Source organism: Vreelandella venusta (assembly GCF_007989605.1).
Lineage (GTDB): Bacteria > Pseudomonadota > Gammaproteobacteria > Pseudomonadales > Halomonadaceae > Vreelandella > Vreelandella venusta.
This window is the reverse complement of record NZ_BJUL01000008.1, coordinates 226,464-243,922: the sequence shown is the minus strand read 5'-3', so window position 1 is coordinate 243,922 and position 17,459 is coordinate 226,464. Positions and strand designations below refer to the sequence as shown.

At 55.3% G+C, this 17,459-nt stretch carries 16 protein-coding genes; 10 read left to right on the top strand and 6 right to left on the bottom strand.

Features of this window, described 5'->3' with window-relative positions; all coding sequences use genetic code 11:
• The 4 genes from HVE01_RS11635 to HVE01_RS11620 all read left to right on the top strand — a co-directional run.
• A partial coding sequence (locus HVE01_RS11635) for a TrkA C-terminal domain-containing protein (RefSeq protein ID WP_286365163.1) occupies positions 1-400 on the top strand: 400 nt, incomplete at its 5' end.
• A gap of 63 nt (positions 401-463) precedes the next feature.
• A complete protein-coding gene (locus tag HVE01_RS11630; RefSeq protein WP_089039158.1) occupies positions 464-1,912 on the top strand; it encodes a TrkH family potassium uptake protein in 1,449 nt (482 codons plus the stop codon).
• 39 nt (positions 1,913-1,951) lie between these two features.
• The gene (locus tag HVE01_RS11625; RefSeq protein WP_125745582.1) at positions 1,952-3,205 is read left to right on the top strand and encodes a TraB/GumN family protein; all 1,254 of its coding nucleotides are present in this window, start codon (positions 1,952-1,954) and stop codon (positions 3,203-3,205) included.
• Positions 3,202-4,107, top strand: a complete 906-nt coding sequence (locus HVE01_RS11620) for a DMT family transporter (protein ID WP_146944253.1) — start codon at positions 3,202-3,204, stop codon at positions 4,105-4,107. Before HVE01_RS11625 ends, HVE01_RS11620 begins: the two co-directional genes overlap by 4 nt.
• On the opposite strand, the gene HVE01_RS11615 is transcribed toward HVE01_RS11620, so the two are convergent.
• The gene (locus HVE01_RS11615; RefSeq protein ID WP_146944251.1) at positions 4,104-4,865 is read right to left on the bottom strand and encodes a tRNA-uridine aminocarboxypropyltransferase; all 762 of its coding nucleotides are present in this window, start codon (positions 4,863-4,865) and stop codon (positions 4,104-4,106) included. The two genes, HVE01_RS11620 and HVE01_RS11615, sit on opposite strands and share 4 nt — an antisense overlap.
• A gap of 210 nt (positions 4,866-5,075) precedes the next feature.
• Here HVE01_RS11615 and bioB point away from each other — a divergent pair, with 210 nt between their 5' ends.
• Genes bioB through bioA form a run of 6 tightly spaced genes read left to right on the top strand, consistent with a single transcriptional unit; the run spans position 5,076 to position 10,778 of the window.
• Positions 5,076-6,152 (top strand): biotin synthase BioB, encoded by a 1,077-nt coding sequence (gene bioB / locus HVE01_RS11610; RefSeq protein WP_146944249.1) that lies wholly within the window; start codon positions 5,076-5,078, stop codon positions 6,150-6,152.
• On the top strand, positions 6,139-7,293 hold the full coding sequence (bioF, locus tag HVE01_RS11605; protein WP_146944247.1) for an 8-amino-7-oxononanoate synthase: 1,155 nt from the start codon (positions 6,139-6,141) through the stop codon (positions 7,291-7,293). Before bioB ends, bioF begins: the two co-directional genes overlap by 14 nt.
• Positions 7,281-8,018 (top strand): alpha/beta fold hydrolase, encoded by a 738-nt coding sequence (locus HVE01_RS11600; protein WP_146944245.1) that lies wholly within the window; start codon positions 7,281-7,283, stop codon positions 8,016-8,018. The genes bioF and HVE01_RS11600 overlap by 13 nt, the downstream gene beginning before the upstream one ends.
• Positions 8,009-8,788, top strand: coding sequence for a malonyl-ACP O-methyltransferase BioC (bioC, locus tag HVE01_RS11595; protein WP_146944242.1), 780 nt, complete (start codon positions 8,009-8,011; stop codon positions 8,786-8,788). Before HVE01_RS11600 ends, bioC begins: the two co-directional genes overlap by 10 nt.
• Complete coding sequence (gene bioD, locus HVE01_RS11590) at positions 8,785-9,510, top strand: dethiobiotin synthase (protein ID WP_146944240.1); 726 nt, start codon at positions 8,785-8,787, stop codon at positions 9,508-9,510. The genes bioC and bioD overlap by 4 nt, the downstream gene beginning before the upstream one ends.
• Positions 9,507-10,778: an adenosylmethionine--8-amino-7-oxononanoate transaminase gene (gene bioA / locus HVE01_RS11585; RefSeq protein ID WP_146944238.1), complete on the top strand. Its 1,272-nt coding sequence runs from the start codon at positions 9,507-9,509 to the stop codon at positions 10,776-10,778. Before bioD ends, bioA begins: the two co-directional genes overlap by 4 nt.
• A 19-nt stretch (positions 10,779-10,797) precedes the next feature.
• Here bioA and HVE01_RS11580 read toward each other — a convergent pair whose 3' ends face one another.
• The 5 genes from HVE01_RS11580 to HVE01_RS11560 form a co-directional block, all read right to left on the bottom strand.
• Positions 10,798-11,511: an SIR2 family NAD-dependent protein deacylase gene (locus HVE01_RS11580; protein ID WP_146944236.1), complete on the bottom strand. Its 714-nt coding sequence runs from the start codon at positions 11,509-11,511 to the stop codon at positions 10,798-10,800.
• Between the two features lie 33 nt (positions 11,512-11,544).
• Positions 11,545-13,311 carry a bifunctional isocitrate dehydrogenase kinase/phosphatase gene (gene aceK, locus HVE01_RS11575; protein ID WP_125745563.1) on the bottom strand — a complete coding sequence of 589 codons (1,767 nt, stop codon included), beginning with the start codon at positions 13,309-13,311 and terminating at the stop codon, positions 11,545-11,547.
• Between the two features lie 185 nt (positions 13,312-13,496).
• Entirely contained in the window at positions 13,497-14,930 is a 1,434-nt protein-coding gene (gene eat / locus HVE01_RS11570) for an ethanolamine permease (RefSeq protein WP_146944234.1), read from the bottom strand.
• A gap of 158 nt (positions 14,931-15,088) precedes the next feature.
• Complete coding sequence (gene eutC / locus HVE01_RS11565) at positions 15,089-15,931, bottom strand: ethanolamine ammonia-lyase subunit EutC (protein ID WP_146944232.1); 843 nt, start codon at positions 15,929-15,931, stop codon at positions 15,089-15,091.
• The gene (locus tag HVE01_RS11560; RefSeq protein ID WP_146944230.1) at positions 15,924-17,339 is read right to left on the bottom strand and encodes an ethanolamine ammonia-lyase subunit EutB; all 1,416 of its coding nucleotides are present in this window, start codon (positions 17,337-17,339) and stop codon (positions 15,924-15,926) included. The genes eutC and HVE01_RS11560 overlap by 8 nt, the downstream gene beginning before the upstream one ends.
• Positions 17,340-17,459 lie beyond the last annotated feature (120 nt).

Here is a 17,459-nt window from a genome sequence, read left to right as displayed (position 1 = left end):
ACTGACGCTGATTAACAACGCGGCCTACGTGGACTTGGTTCAGGGGGGCGAAATCGATATCGCCATTTCCCCCCAACAAGCGACCATCGGCAGCCTGCTTACCCACGTCCGCCGAGGCGATATTGTCAACGTGCACTCACTGCGCCGTGGCGCTGCGGAAGCTATCGAAGCAATCGCCCACGGTGATAAGCAGTCGTCCAAGGTGGTCGGCCGTACCATTGCTGAGATCAGCCTGCCTGAAGGCACCACCATAGGTGCCATTGTGCGAGGCAAAGAGGTCATCATTGGCCATGGCGATGTGATGGTAGAGAGCGGCGACCACGTCATTCTGTTCGTGATTGATAAGCGGCGCATTCGTGACGTGGAGCGGCTGTTCCAAGTGGGATTAACGTTCTTCTAGGCAATGGCCTTCTAGGCAACGCTCTTCAAGAAAACAGGCCACCGCTATGAGGCAACCACTGCTATGAGTTTGCGGGTCATACTACGCATTTTAGGGCTACTGTTGATGCTATTTAGCCTCACCATGTTGCCACCCATGCTGATATCGCTTTGGTTTCGCGATGGTGTTTGGCACGCTTTTATGAGCGGTATCGCCATTTCAGTGATAACGGGCTTACTGCTTTTCCTACCCAATCGTCGCGCCCACAAAGAGCTACGGATTCGCGACGGTTTCATTATTGCGGCCATGTTTTGGACCGTATTGGCACTTTTCGGCTCGCTACCACTGATGCTGTTTGGTGAAGGTTCACTCGGTGTCACCGATGCGGTGTTTGAATCGTTTTCTGGGCTAACCACGACCGGTGCAACCGTCATTACTGGCATCGATTTTCTGCCAGAATCCATCCTTTACTATCGCCAGCAATTGCAGTGGTTAGGCGGCATGGGGATTGTGGTGTTAGCGGTGGCCATTTTGCCCACCTTGGGTGTTGGTGGAATGGCCCTGTACCGTACTGAAATTCCTGGGCCGTTAAAGGATTCAAAGCTAACACCGCGAATTACCGAAACCGCTAAAGCACTGTGGTACATCTACGCAACGCTAACGCTGGCCTGTATGGTCGCTTACATGTTAGCGGGAATGAGCTGGTTCGATGCCTTGGGACACAGCTTCTCGACCGTCGCGATTGGCGGATTTTCGACCTATGATGCCAGCATCGGCTATTTTGACAGTGCCGCCATTGAGCTGATTTGCGTTGGCTTTATGCTGATCTCAGCGTTCAGCTTTAGCCTGCACTTTATTGCTTGGCGTGAAAAGCGTCTGCTGCACTACTTTCAGGATCCTGAAGCACGCTTTTTAATGATTTTTCTTGCTGGGTTAACCACGATCACCGTGATTACTTTGTGGCTCACGGACACCTACGACGATGTTGAAGGTCTGAGACATGCGCTCTTTGAAGTCGTCTCTGTCGCCACCACTGCGGGCTTTGCAGTTGCCGACTTTTCAGGCTGGCCGGGTGCGTTACCGTTTTTGTTGTTTGTCGCCGCCTTTGTAGGTGGTTGTTCCGGATCGACAGCGGGCGGCATGAAAGTAATCCGCATTATTCTGATCTTGAAGCAGGGTATGCGTGAAGTCATGCGGCTTATTCACCCCAACGCAGTGATTGCCGTTAAAGTGGGTAAAGTTAGTGTTCCCGACAGCATCGCCCAGGCGGTATGGGGCTTTTTCTCAGCCTACGTCATGTTATTTTTCTTGATGCTGGTGGGCGTTATGGCAACAGGTGTTGACCAAGTTACCGCTTGGTCAACCGTTGGCTCTGCATTAAATAATTTAGGCCCGGCACTAGGCGAAGCTAGCAGCCATTACGGCGACTTGCCCAGCCTAGCCAAGTGGATTTTGGTGCTCGCGATGCTGCTGGGCCGCTTGGAAATTTTCACGGTACTTGTGCTATTTACACCCGCCTTCTGGCGTCGTTAAACACGTATCAATGCTTTCTATTCAAATTGAGACACATTAATGATCCATGACGATGCAACACCGCTGGCGCAAGAACCCAACGCGCAGCCTAAGACCAGCGGCCCGTTAAAAACCGTCACCGTTGGCGGCACCCGTTATACCCTGCTCGGCACCGCTCACGTCTCTGCCGAAAGTGCCGATGACGTTCGCCAGTTAATCGACAGTGGCACTTACGATGCCGTTGCCATTGAGCTATGTGACGCACGTCATCACAGCATGGACAACCCCGATGCCATGGGGGAACAAGATCTTTTTCAAGTATTTAAACAAGGCAAAGCAGGCATGGTCGCGGCCAGCCTGGCACTGGGTGCGTTTCAGCAGCGGATCGCCGAACAGTCAGGCATTCAGCCTGGCGCTGAAATGCGTGCGGCAGTAGAAGAGTGCCGTACCCGTAAGCTGCCTTTAATGTTGGTCGATCGTGACGTTGGCATTACATTAAAACGCATTTACCGTAATGTCCCCTGGTGGCAACGCTTCTCGCTATTTTCGGGGCTAATTGGCAGCGTTATGTCGCGCCAGGATGTTTCCAAAGAGGACATCGAAAAGCTCAAAGAAGGCGATATGCTGGAAGCCACTTTCAGCGAATTTGCTGCCGAATCAGAGGCACTCTATACCCCGCTTATTCGCGAACGCGACCGCTATATGGCACTGCGTTTAGCTGAAGAAGCGCCGCCTGGGCGCTACCAAAACGTGTTAGTGGTGCTGGGAGCCGGGCATTTAAAAGGCACCGGTGAACACCTGGAAGCACCGCTTCCTGAAAATCCTACCACTGAGCGTGAGTCACTGGAGGCAACGCCACCACCGTCTAAACTCTGGAAAGCAGCCCCTTGGTTGATTACCGCACTGGTTATCACTGGCTTTGTGATCGGCTTTTCGCGTAACACTGAGCTTGGCTGGCAGTTGGTCATTGAGTGGTTTTTAATCAATGGTATTTTATCCGGCGGCGCGACGATAGCAGCTCTTGCGCACCCTGTGACGGTGATTGCCACCTTCTTTGCCGCCCCACTGACTTCGCTTAACCCCACTATTGGTGCAGGCTTTGTCGCTGCAGGGGTCGAGCTCTATATGCGCAAACCGAAGGTGCGCGACTTTTCGACACTACGCCATGATGTCACCGAGCTCAAAGGTTGGTGGAAAAATCGCGTCTCCCGCACGCTGCTGGTGTTTATTTTGGCAACATTAGGCTCTGCGGTGGGTACCTGGGTAGCAGGCTTTAGGATTGCCGGTGCACTGTTCGGTAGCGGCACTGCGTGAGCACGATCAAGCAAGCGCCATGGCAAGCCGATGCGCTGCTATTGCTGGTAACAGTGGTAGCCGCTGGCGGATGGATTTTTTCTAAAGAAGCGTTAGCGGGTATGCCGCCGTTGCTGTTTATTGGCACGCGCTTTTTGCTGGCAGGACTGATACTTCTACTCTTCGCCTGGCCTGCTCTAAGACGCTTACCCGCGCGCAGGATAAGGCGCGGCGTACTGGTAGGCTTTTTGTTCAGCGTCGCGATAGCCTTCTGGATTCTGGGGTTAAGTTACTCTGATCACCTGGGTGAAAGCGCGTTTATCAACAGCTTGGGGATTTTGCTGGTACCCGTCGTAGCACGCTTGCTGTTTGGCGACCGTCCGCCACGCTCTACCTGGATCGCCCTCCCGGTAGCGCTACTGGGCTTTGCCCTTTTGTCGCTAAACGCAGGGTTCAAAGTAGAAGCTAGTCAATTGCTAATGGTCTGCGCGGCGCTCTGCTTCGCGCTACTGATCAACGTCAATACTCGCGTGGTGCGCAACGTGCCAGCGCTACCGCTCACCACACTACAGTTGCTCTCGGTGGGCAGCGTACTGACCGGCCTATCCTTGGTCGTCGAGGATCAGCCGCTCGCGCTTAGCCCCTCAATTCTGGGCTGGTTTATAGCCAGCGTGCTGCTGGCAAGCTCGCTGCGCTTCTTCCTGCAAATCAAAGCCCAGGGCATGACTACACCTAGCCACGCGGCGGTTATCTTAATGCTTGAAGCGGTGTGGACTGCCCTATTCGCCGCTTGGTGGTTTGGCGAAACCATGACCCTGCTACAGCTGCTTGGCTGTAGCCTGATTTTTACCGCCCTATTGATTAACCGCTGGTACTGGGTACGCAAAGTGATGCTTCGCTGGCTACCTGGTGCCCAGCGCTAACCCTTTCGATCTAATAGCCGCTGCATGGCAGCGGTTGGTTCAGCAATTTTGCGATAAAAGCGGCTCTCGGCGTAGCTATCGTTAAATACATCAAAGTAATCGTCTAGCACATCAGCAGCATTTTCATCACCACTTTGGCGCAGCAGCTCAATGGCAACCTCTGCCGTACACAGGTGCGCTTTTGAGGCAGGTTTGCGTAGCCGATAGCGTGTTTCCCGCTCCGTGCGCAGCGGCAGTACCGGCAGTGCATCCAGATAAGGGCTCTTGCGGAACATTCGTCGCGCTTGGCGCCAAGTGCCATCTAAAATCACAAAGACCGGAATACACCCCTGCTGCTTCACAGCGTGCACCGCTTTAATGTCCACCACACGGTCCGCGTAGTCGGGCTGGTCATCCGGGAAGATCACAAAAGGCGCGTAGCGTGGATCTTCAAGCAGCGCGGCTAACTCTTCGTCCGGCGCGGTGCGGTACCAGGTAAACACTCGGGTTTGTGTCAACACATCACCAATTAACCGTCCGGTATTGGTCGGCTTAAAGTGTTCTATAGAGTGGGTCAACAGCCACACCTGAGCGGTGCTGTCGGCCTTCACCTGGTAAGGGCACAGGCAGTTGAGTTCAGGAAGATTGCACCCTTCACAGCGTGTGACAAAACTACCCCGTGCTTTAAATTCACGCCGAGGTGGGCGCGGATGCCCCGTAGCGGGGTCGTAGTCAGTCAATGAAGCAGACTCAGGGGGCTGTGACGTAGCGTCAGACATCCGCGCTCCAATTTATAAAGGGCGATTAATAAAGGGCGATTAACAAAAGACGGTTAACAAAGGGCGCCGAGTATAAAGCAGCCCGACCACCATGACGAACCCTCGCTGTCTAAAATCAAGCGTAGTAAACCAACATAACTACAATAGTTGACACCAAAAGCGTAACGCCGCTAGAGTCTCGTCAACTTTCAAAAGAAAAAAGGTTTACCCGTGACCGCCACCGCTTTCAATGCCGCCGCCCCGCGCCACCACTGGACGCTGGAAGAGATTAATACTCTGTTCGCGCTGCCCTTTAACGACCTGCTATTTAAAGCTCAGCAAGTTCACCGCGCCCACTTTGATGCTAACGCGGTGCAGGTCTCGACCCTGCTGTCGATTAAAACGGGAGCTTGCCCAGAAGACTGCAAATATTGCCCGCAGTCCGGTCACTACAATACCCAGCTCGAAAAAGAGAAGCTGCTGGAAATCGAAAAAGTCGTTGCCCAGGCCAAGGCGGCCAAAGAAGCCGGCGCTAGCCGTTTCTGTATGGGCGCGGCATGGCGCAGCCCGCGAGACAAAGATTTACTACTGGTCGAAGAGATGGTTCGCCAAGTAAAAGCGCTGGGGCTGGAAACCTGTATGACGCTAGGCATGGTCGACGGTGATCAAGCCAGCCGTTTGGCGGCTGCCGGGTTGGATTACTACAACCATAACCTGGATACCTCCCCCGACTTTTACCCTGAAATCATCACAACCCGCACTTTCAGCGACCGCCTAGATACCCTGGCCACTGTGCGTGAAGCGGGCATGAAAGTATGCTCCGGCGGCATTTTAGGCATGGGCGAAGGCGCGCAAGACCGCAGCGCGCTGTTACAGCAGTTGGCCAAGTTATCACCGCACCCAGAGTCCGTGCCCATCAATATGCTGGTTAAGGTACCGGGCACACCGCTTGAGAACATCGAAGATCTAGACCCGCTTGAGTTTATCCGCGCCATCGCGGTGGCACGGATTATGATGCCACAAAGCCATGTGCGGCTTTCCGCTGGCCGCGAGCAGATGAGCGAGTCGACGCAAGCACTGGCCTTTTTGGCGGGGGCCAACTCAATCTTCTACGGCGACAAACTACTCACCACCGGCAATCCTCAAGCAGACCGCGACCGCGCGCTATTTGCAAAATTAGGCCTGCACCCAGAGCGTCGTGATACCTGCGAAGATGAAGTCACTCACACCGAGCGACTCACTCAACAAGCTCAGCAGCGCGCCCAGGCAGAGCGGGCAGCAGCATTGGCGGTAGATGCCAGTGTCTGACGCGTGGCAGCAGCGGCTAGCCAGCGCCCGCCAGCAGCGTGTTGATCAACAGCGTTGGCGGCACCGGCGGGTGACCACCCTTGGCACGCTGGACTTTGCTGGCAATGACTATCTCGGGCTGGCGCGTGACCCACGTGTGCAAACTGCCCAGGCAGAGGGGGCGCGCCGCTTTGGCGCAGGCGCAGGCGCGTCGCACTTGGTCAGCGGCCACTTGTCAGTCCACGACGCACTGGAAGACGCCCTGGCTCAGTGGACAGGACGGCAGCGTGCACTGCTGTTTTCCACCGGCTATATGGCTAACCTTGGCGTGTTGCAAGCACTCGCCGATTCAAATACCGCCATTTTTCAAGACCGGTTAAATCATGCCTCGTTACTGGATGGGGCAACGTTAAGCGGTGCCCGCTCGCGACGCTTTCATCACCGCGATAGCGCAGATCTTGAACGCTTGTTAGCGCGCAGTTCTGCCCCCTATAAGCTGGTGGTCAGCGACGGCGTGTTCAGCATGGATGGCGACGTTGCCGATATTGCTACTCTTGCCCACGCCAGCCAGCAACACAACGCCTGGCTAATGATTGATGACGCTCACGGACTGGGCGTGTTAGGCGCTGATGGCAGCGGCTGTGTGGCAGGCTTCGACAGCCAAGCGGTGCCTATTTTGGTCGGCACCCTGGGCAAGGCACTGGGTACCGCTGGCGCGTTTGTGGCCGGTGACGCTGCGCTGATCGACCACCTCACTCAGTTTGCTCGCAGCTATATCTATACCACGGCCCAGCCCCCCAGCATTGCCGCAGCGACCCTGGAAGCGCTGACCATCGTGCAACGCGAACCCGAACATCGCCAGCTGCTCCAGCGCCATATTGACTATTTCCGCCAGCAGGCCCAGGCGCTAGGGCTGCCCCTTGCCGACTCTCATACGCCTATTCAACCGCTGCTACTTGGCAACGAGCCACGCACTATGGCTTGGGCGGCTAAGCTCGCCCAACGGGGTATTCACGTCGGGGCGATTCGTCCACCCACGGTGCCCAATGGTGCCGCACGGCTGCGCATTACGCTGAGTGCCCGCCACTCTCTAAGCGATATTGATCGGCTTATGGAAGGGCTGAGCGCCTGTCAGCGTGAGGAAGCAGTATGTCTCGCCTAGACGCCCCTCAACGTCTTGTGCTGCTATCGGGCTGGGGGATCGATCAGCGCATCTGGCAGCCATTGGAACATCACTGGCCCTCCCATACTGAGGTGCACACGGTGGATTGGCCGGGCTATGGTGACACCCCCGCCCTAGCTGATCCGACCACCCTGGATACCCTTGCCAGCGCCATGGCCGACCAACTACCCAGCGACGCTGTGTGGGTCGGCTGGTCGTTGGGCGGGCTGTTAGCCAGCGCGCTGCTCGATAAGCTGCCTGCGCCACGTGGCCTGGTGCTGATTGGCACAGGCGGGCAATTTTGTAGCGATGACGGAGTTAGCAAAGCCGAGCTTGCCAGCTTTCAGCGCGCTTTCCTCCGTGATCCCGTTGCTACCTGGCGACATTTCTTACGCTGGCAAACCCAGGGCGAACCTAACGCGCGCCACGCCCACCAACAGCTACGGGCCATCTTGGGTGACACCCCCAGCGCTACGACTAGCACGCTGTCCCAAGGGCTCCACTGGCTTGCCACCCTGAATAACACTCAGCTTTTGCAAGAGACGCCCTGTCCGGTCATTCAACTAGTGGGCGAGCACGATCCACTAGTGGCTTCCAGCACCCGCACTCAGGCAATCAACCTTGCCCACGCGGGGCACTGCCCGATGCTTTCCCAACCAGCCCAGTTGGTCGCGACCATCGCTTCCCAGGCTGCCCTGGTCGCCAAGGAGCACGTATGTACCTAACGGCAACGCCAGCGCCAAATTGGCAGGCAAAAGTCGCCCACGCTTTTTCTCGCGCGGCCCCCCGCTACGATGCGCTGGCCAGCGCTCAGCGCCAGATAGGGGAAACGCTCTGGTCATCGCTTCCGCCTAGTGCCGACAACATACTCGACCTTGGCTGTGGTACCGGCGTCTGGACGCAACGACTAGCCACTCAATTTCCCCATGCCAACGTCACTGGGCTGGATATTGCCCCAGGCATGCTCGCTCACGCCCAAGCGCGCTATGGCCATCATATTCGTTGGCAGCAAGGCGATGCCGCTGCGCTGCCTTTTGAGCGCGCCACCTTTGACCTGATATTTTCCAACCTCGCCATTCAGTGGTGCCGCGATATCGATGCGGTTATGCGCGGGCTTCAACGAGTGCTTACCGCTGGCGGCCAAGTGCATCTTACGACGCTCTTACCCGGCACGCTGGCAGAAGTCGCCTCTGCTTGGCAGCGCCCGGAGGCATTACTGCAAACGCCAAATGCCCAGGCACTTGAACACGCAGTTACCCTAAGCGGCTTAACGCTGGTTGATCGCATCACCGAATGGCGGCGGTTTTACTACCCCGATCTCACTGCCGTCATGGACTCAATCAAGGGGGTAGGCGCCCAGGTGGCGCGTCCCAAGGCACGTCTTACCCGCCGAGACCTAGTCGCCGCCCGCCAGCGTTTTGACACGCTACGAGAACCCCAGGGGCTCCCCGTTAGCTACCACTGCATCACCCTGCACTTGGAAAAATCACCATGACCGTCTATTTCGTGACCGGCACCGATACCGATGCGGGTAAAACCCTGGCCACCAGCGCGCTGCTGTGCGCTGCCAAACAGCAGCAGCTCAGCACGCTGGGGCTTAAGCCGATTGCTTCTGGTAGCCACATCTCGGCGGATGGGCTGCGCAATAGCGACGCTTTGGCGCTACAACAACAGAGCGCTCCCCCCGTCGATTACACCACCGTTAACCCGTGGACATTTGCGCCCGCGATTGCGCCCCATCTAGCCGCCAGCGAGGCGGGGCGCGCGCTTAACGTCGATAGCGTAGTGGCCTCGCTTAGCGCCACCCTAAACGACATGCCGCGCGACTTAACTCTTATCGAAGGCGCTGGCGGCTGGCGTGTGCCTCTTAATGAGCACGACGACTTTTCCGATATACCGCGGATAATGCAGCTGCCCGTCATTCTGGTCGTGGGACTAAAGCTCGGCTGTCTTAATCATGCTCGGCTTACCGCAGAAGCGATCGCTGCCGATGGCCTAACCCTTGCGGGCTGGGTCGGCAGCGTAGTGGACCCTGAATTCGCCGCTGATACAGCACGCTTTGACGCTAACATCGACCTGCTTAAAAACACCCTTAACGCGCCATGTCTGGGCATTATTCCTCATTTAGCCACCGCCGATGCCGTTCATGCATGCCGTGCGCTTTCACTAACCGCGCTGCTCAACACCTCAGTTTTGAATCAGGAAGCCACTTTATGAGTTCTCCCGTTTGGCACCCTTATGCCCATCTCAAAACCCAAGCGCCAGCACCTAAAGTGGTCGGCGGCAGCGGTAGTCACTTTACGCTGGAAAACGGCGAGCGCCTGCTCGACGCGACCTGCTCCTGGTGGTGCATGATTCATGGTTACAGCCACCCGCGTTTAGTCGCCGCCATTCGTGAACAGGCAGGCGAGCTATGCCATGTCATGCTCGGTGGCCTCACCCATGACCCCGCCGACCAGCTTGCTCGAGAGCTAGTGCGCATCACCCCTGACGGCCTTAATCACGTGTTCTACTCCGACAGTGGTTCAGTCGGGATGGAAGTGGCGATGAAAATGGCCCTGCAGTACCAAGTACTCATCGGCCACCCGGAAAAGTGTAAGATGCTTTCGCTAATGAAGGCCTACCATGGCGATACCACTGGCTGTATGGCGGTATGCGACCCTGAAGAGGGCATGCACAGCCTGTTCGCCAGCCTGCTGCCCCAACACCATTTCGCCCCCGCACCCAGCGCACCGTTTAACGCCACGCCGGAACAGGTCGCCGACGATTTAGCGGCGCTGCGCGACGTGTTGGAGAAGCATCATCATGAGATTGCCGCCCTACTAATGGAGCCGTTACTCCAGGCGGCAGGCGGGCTGAATATGACCTCGCCTGGCTATCTGCGCGGAGCGCGTGCGCTATGCGACGAGTTTGGCGTGTTGCTGATTTTTGATGAAGTGGCTACCGGTTTTGGCCGCACGGGTAAGCTGTTTGCCGCCAATCATGCTGACGTAACACCGGATATTATGGTGCTCTCTAAAGGACTAACCGGCGGCTACCTGGGCCATGCAGCAACCCTGGCCAACGACCGCGTTCACGATGCGTTTGTTGGCGACAGCGCCAACCATGCCTTTATGCATGGCCCTACCTTTATGGGCAATCCACTAGCCTGCCGCGTCGCGCTGGAAAGCCTGCGCGTGTTTGAAGAGGAGTGCTACCTGGATAAGATTGCAGCTCTCAGCCAACAGCTTAGCCGAGCGCTAGTTGACGACGCCGCACTGAACGCCCACCCAGCGGTGGCCGATGTACGAGTGCTGGGTGCCACTGCAGTGATTGAAGCGCACTCCGCCGAAACGCTGAAAGGTGTCGGGCAGTTCGCCCGCGAGCGTGGTGTGTGGCTGCGCCCAATCGGCCGCTGGCTTTACACCATGCCCGCTTATATCGCTACCGACGCCGACATCACTCAGATTACCGATGTAATGAAAGCATGGTTCTTCAAGAGATAGCTCTGGAGCGATAGGTAATTTAAGGCAGCATCAAATTACCCTGTTTGCGCCACTGGTTGACCAAAGCAGTAACGCCTTCACCTGCCGTGGTGTTAATCGCCAACACGCCCGGCGGTGTTAAGGCATCCGCGTCGGGGTCGACCAACGCACACGGGGTATCCAGGTCAATATACGATAGCAGCGATGCTGCGGGCATTACCGCCAGAGACGTACCCACCACCAGCAAAAAATCTGCTTGGCTAACAAGTTCGCAGGCGTCTTCAAACAGCGGTACCGATTCACCGAACCACACCACGTCCGGACGCAGCTGGCTGCCCTTATCGCATACATCGCCTAGCGCAATACCGCCTTTCAGCAGTGGATAATGCAGCCGCGCATCCACTGAAGAGCGCGCCTTCAAAATCTCACCATGCAGATGCAACACATCTCGCGACCCTGCACGCTCATGCAGATCATCAATATTCTGCGTAACTACGCTGACTTTAAAGCCATCTTTTTCAAGCGCCGCCAAGGCTTTATGGGCAGCGTTGGGCTTGGCCTTACGAATTTGCTCCCGACGTAGATTATAAAACTCCAGCACCCGCTGAGGATCTCGCCGCCAGCCTGCAGGCGTAGCGACCTCTTCGATGGGGTGGTCTTCCCACAGGCCATCGCTGGCACGGAACGTTTTAATACCGCTTTCGGCGCTAATCCCTGAACCGGTAAAAACCACTAGGTGCGGTGGTGCTGTCATGTTTTCCTCGACTAAATCACTTCTTACTGTTTCCTAATATACCAGTTGCCCTATAGTCCCCGCGAAGCGCTGCTTATTACGATATGGATAAACATCAATCACCCGACCATCGACAATGGCCTGCTGTAGCTCCAACCAGTAATCGGGATCAAATAGCTCCGGATGCTGTTGCATAAAAATAGCGCGCAGCTCCGGGTTGGCAAACATAAAGGGGCCGAACTCCTCGGGGAAGATATCGTTGGGGCCAACGTAAAAACTCTCCCCGCCACCTCCTTGAAAGTCATTGCCATACGATTTCGGCATATGCCTAAAGCGACACTCCGTGAGATAGCACACCTCGTCGTAATCGTAAAAAATCACTCGACCATGGCGGGTAACACCAAAGTTTTTTAACAGCATATCGCCAGGGAAGATGTTCGCCGCTGCCATCTGTTTAATGGCGTTACCATAGTCTTTAAGCACCATTACGCGCTCGTCCGTGTTGCACTGCTCCAGATAGATATTCAACGGCGTCATCATGCGTTCGGTATAGCAGTGCTTAATAATCACCTTGTCATCTTTTAATGACACAGTCGACGGTGCCACTTCTAACAAGTGCTCTAGACACTCCGGCGCAAAGTGATCCTGACGCACGATAAAGTTCGAGAACTCCTGGGTATCAGCCATACGTCCCACACGGTCGTGGCGTTTCACCAAGCGGTATTTCTCGCGCACTATGGCATGGGTGACCTCTTTGGCCGGATCGAATTTATCTTTAATGATCTTAAACACGGTACGAAAACTGGGCAGTACAAACACCGCCATCACCATGCCACGCACCCCAGGCGCAATGACGAACTGATCCTCACGCTTGGCCACTTGCAGGTTTAAGGCACGGAAAAATTCGGTTTTGCCATGCTTAAAAAAGCCAATCGCGGCATACAGTTCGCCTTCAGGCTTATGGGGCATGAGCTGTTTTAAGTAGTGAACAAACTCCCCAGGCACCGGCACATCGACTTGGAAGTAGGCACGGGTAAACGAAAAAATAATCGAGACTTCATCGGTCTCGGTTAGCACGGTATCCAGGTGCAGGCAGGGGTCGCCGCCCTGCTGCTCGCCAAACCCTTCACCATGTAGAATGGGCAACACCAGTGGCACCTGCTCACCACCCCCCAAAATGCGGCCGACCAAGTAGGCTCCTTTATTGCGGTAAAAAACGCTTTTCAATAGCTCTAACTTAGCGTCTTCTGATTGCAAAATAGTGGCGGGAAGCAGGGTTTCTAATAGGCCAACAGCTAGTTCAATATCGCGCTCCAGATCAGCAAAGGCGTTATCAAACGGTGCCTCTTCAAGCGCCCAGGCAAGCGCCTGAGCCCAATCACCATTGACGGAATACTGTCGACAAAGCTCAATTCCAGAATGGTGCGCAGCATCTTCTCGGGAGCTGTACACAAACATCCAGTCATTGCGAATATGGCGGTGGTGGAAAATCGAGCAGAATAGTGAGTTAAAAAACGTCTCGGCCAACTCGTAATCCAGCCGCTGGCTAATCAGCTGCGCATAGTGCTCACGTGCCTCCCGCCATGTCTCGCAGTACGTAAGGACCTCATGATCAAAGGTACGCTGCAAACGTGCCAGCGTATCGCCCACTTTCTCCCCATAAAGGTTAATCCGCGCCGCTGAGGCTTGCTGGGCATCACGCCACGCCGCATCACGAAAACGCCGACTGGCGTCAAAGGTAATTTGCTTGAAGCGTGCTCGGTAGCCATCAAATCCATGCAAAATAGTGGCCGCTAAACGATACGCGGGAGAGTGCTTCATGGCGGTGCTCCTGAGGATTTCCCCCAGCTTCGCGTAACGGAGCACTACATGCGAGAAGACCTTGGTGGGTAATCCGTATATTTAAAAAGCAGCTGGCTGTTTTAGTACTTATCATAAAAAGCCTCTGGGCCATTGGGCACAGAGGCTTAAACTGCCTAGTCAGCCTAGGCGATTAAGATCAAACATTACAGCTTGGCAGCAGCTGGCGCCGGCTCATCAATGTCTAACTCTTCCGGGGCAGCAGTCACCAGCGCAAACTCCTCTTCAGCAGTTTTCGCCACCAGCTTATTCTTGCTGTAAAGGAAGTAGTACGCTGCACCAGCAATGAACAGAACGATGGTGTAATTAAACGCGCGGGGGTCGAAAGCATAGACTCCGGTAAGCGCGACGAGGGAAAGCACTAACGCAACGCCAGAGGTCACCACACCACCGGGTGTTTTATAAGGGCGTGGTAAGTCAGGCTGTTTCACTCGCAGTAGAATGTGGCTGAGCGCCATCAATGCATAAGAGAGCGTCGCGCCGACAACGGCCATTCCTAGAATCAGATCACCCTCGCCGCTAAGCGAGACCAAAAAGCCAAATACACCAGGCACAATCAGCGCCAGATAAGGCACTTTACGCTCGCTGGTCAGTGACAGCGGCTTTGGTAAATAGCCCGCACGAGAAAGCGCAAACACCAAACGGCTGTAGCCATAGATAATCGAGAAAAATGACGCCACCAGCCCCGCAAGACCCAACACATTAACCAGCGTGGCAAGTGTTGGGTTGCCCGCAACGTTAAGCGCATCGACCAGCGGCACCCCACTTTGACCAATCATTTCGGCTCCCGCCGCGCCTGCCAGCAACACTACGACCAATAAGGCGGTAAACAGCAGGAATAGCATCGCGGCAATAATCCCTTTAGGCATATCCCGCGCGGGGTCTTTGGCTTCCTCTGCCGCTAGTGGCACGCCCTCAACCGCTAAAAACAGCCACATCCCAAACGGCAGCGCTGCCCATATACCGTACCAACCATAGGGCATAAAGGTGCTCGCACCGGCTGCATCAGTGGGCGCAATATCAAACAGATTCGCTGCATCGAAATTGCCAATCAACGCCACTGCCGTGGCCAAAATCGCAAATACCGCTAGGCCGCTAATCACCATCATTACTTTTAGCGCTTCACCCACGCCTGCTAGGTGAATACCGATAAACACTGCGTAAAACAGCAGGTAAACCAGCGGCCCATTAATGCCCAGCAGCGATTCGACTGCCGAGCCAATGAAAATCACGATCGCAGCAGGCGCAAGAGCGTACTCAATCAACACCGCAAGCCCGGTTAAATAGCCACCGGCTGGCCCCATCGCTTGGCGGGCAAAGCTATAGCCGCCGCCAGCGGCTGGAATCGCTGCGGACATTTCCGCCAATGCTAATACGAGTGCAAGATACATCATCGCCATTAAGCAGGCGGCAATGGCAAAGCCACCCCAACCCGCTTCGGCAATACCGAAGTTCCAGCCGGCAAAATCACCGGAAATAACATAAGAAACCCCAAGCCCTGCTAGTAATAGCCAGCCCGCGGTGCCTTTGCGCAGTTGGCGCTTGGCCAAATACGCTTGATCGACAGAAGGTTGTGTCATTGTCATGCCCTTTTCAGTGTGGAACGCAATCGTTGTCAGCGGCGTGCTGAGTCGGGGTGTTGGTTCCATATTGTTGTTAGGAGTGTTGTTAGGAGCGTTTTTATAAGTGTTGTTATTGATATGTCGTTAATGGGTTGCGTTTAGCGCGCAAGCACACACTAATCGGCCACCAGAAAGTTTTGAGTTGTCCCCCCTGTTGCACCGTCTAATACGTTGTCCTCGCTACGATCTTTCAGTTGCACGCCAGACAGTTTCCGCTGACGGGCTTCGGTTAATAGCAACAACAAGCGCCGCGCGGCTTCTTCCGGTTTAAGCCCTGCTGGACGCACGTTTGAAATGCAGTTGCGGCGATCATCTTTTAAGCCCACTTCTGGTTCCCAGGTCATATACAGCCCGAGGCTATCGGGGGAGCTTAAGCCTGGGCGCTCACCAATCATCACCAGCACGGCATCGGCATTAAGCAGCGCGCCAACCTCGTCACCAATCGCCACGCGGCCCTGCTCTACGATGGTTAGTGGCGCGAGCTGCCACTCTCGCTGATCACTCTCAAAGGCGCGATACAGCGCAGTAAGAAACGGCGCACTGTTCTGCTGTACCGCCAGTGCGGAAAGTCCATCGACAATCACCACCGCTAAATCAAAGCGCTGGCCACGTTGCGCCGCTTGTTGCAGTTGCTCTCGCGAAGTGTCGTCAAGACGACGGCCATAATCCGGACGCTGCAGATACATGGCCCGATCCACTGCGTGGCTATGTACATGAATAGGTGTCTGGTTCAGGCTCAGCGCTGTCGTTAACTCATCGGCCAGCGCGTGACATTCAAGGGGGCAGTGAACGGCATCCTGGGCTTGGGCATGAGCCAGTTGAAACGCCAATAGCTGATGGGTGGGCAGACTAATGCCCGCCCGCCCAAGCCCAATGCGAGCATCGGTAAATGCCCTCAGCCGCTCCCATGGGTTAGCGATCACCATCGGTGGGGCTTTTTTCGCTTCATTATCAGACATCGCGAGCAGCCTCCTTTGGTAGGTGGCGCAGGCTATTCGCGAAAGCGGCCGGGAGTTGATCATTTAACCGATAGGAAGAAACGTCTTGGAAGATTTGCATCTTCGCCAGCCACTGCTCAAACTCCGGAGCGGCCTTCAACCCAAGCACGCGCCGTGCGTAAAGGGCATCGTGAAAGGACGTGGTTTGATAGTTGAGCATGATGTCGTCAGAGCCAGGGATACCCATCACAAAGCTACAGCCCGCCACGCCTAACAGCGTTAGCAGGTTGTCCATATCATTTTGATCGGCTTCAGCGTGATTGGTGTAGCAAACATCACAGCCCATGGGCACGCCTAGCAACTTGCCGCAGAAGTGGTCTTCCAGCCCCGCTCGGGTGATCTCTTTGCCATCGTACAAATACTCAGGGCCGATAAATCCCACCACCGTATTCACCAGCAGCGGATTAAACTTGCGCGCCACCGCATAGGCACGGGCTTCACAGGTTTGCTGGTCCAAACCATGATGAGCATCAGCGGAAAGCGAGCTGCCTTGCCCGGTTTCGAAATACATCACATTGCGCCCGACCGTACCGCGATTCAGCGTCTGAGCGGCCGCCTCGGCTTCTGCCAGCGTACTCAAATCAAAGCCAAAGCTGCGGTTGGTGGCTTCGGTACCACCAATGGATTGAAAAACAAGATCTACCGGTGCGCCCTGCTCAATCGCTTCGAGCGTGTTGGTCACATGCGTGAGCACGCAGGACTGGGTGGGTATTTCATATTTCTGAATGACATCATCCATCAGGCGCATTAGCTTGATGCTTTGGGCGACATTATCAGTAGCAGGATTGATCCCAATGACCGCGTCGCCACTGCCATACAGCAAGCCATCCAGAATACTGGCGGCAATCCCGGTCACGTCATCGGTAGGATGGTTGGGCTGCAAACGCGTCGATAACCGCCCCGGCAAACCAATCGTATTACGAAATGCGGTCGTCACATGGCACTTCTTGGCGACCAGCATCAAATCTTGATTGCGCATCAACTTGCTAACAGCGGCGGCCATTTCAGGGGTAATGCCAGGGCGAGCCGCGGCTAACACATCGCTGGTGGCATAGTCAGACAACAGCCAGTTACGCAAGTCACCCACGGTTAAATGCTTCAGTGGCGCAAACGCAGCAGCATCATGCTCATCGATGATTAAACGGGTAATTTCGTCTTGCTCATAGGGGATCAGCACATCGTTCAAAAACGTGGTAAGTGGTAGCTCTGCCAGCACCATTTGCGCCACTACCCGCTCTTCTGCTGATTCTGCAATGACACCTGCCAAGCGGTCACCGGAGCGTGGCGGCGTGGCCTTGGCCATCAATTCCGCCAAGCCATTAAAGCGATAGCGGCGGCTTCCAACAGTTGTGTGATAGGTCTGCGCCATGGGACCTTCCTTTTTTATATTTAAAAGCGATGATTTAGGAAAACGTATATTTCTAAAACATTTATTTCTAAATCAATATTCGTTTAAACAATGCTCCTCAAAACGAGGCTATTTAAAACA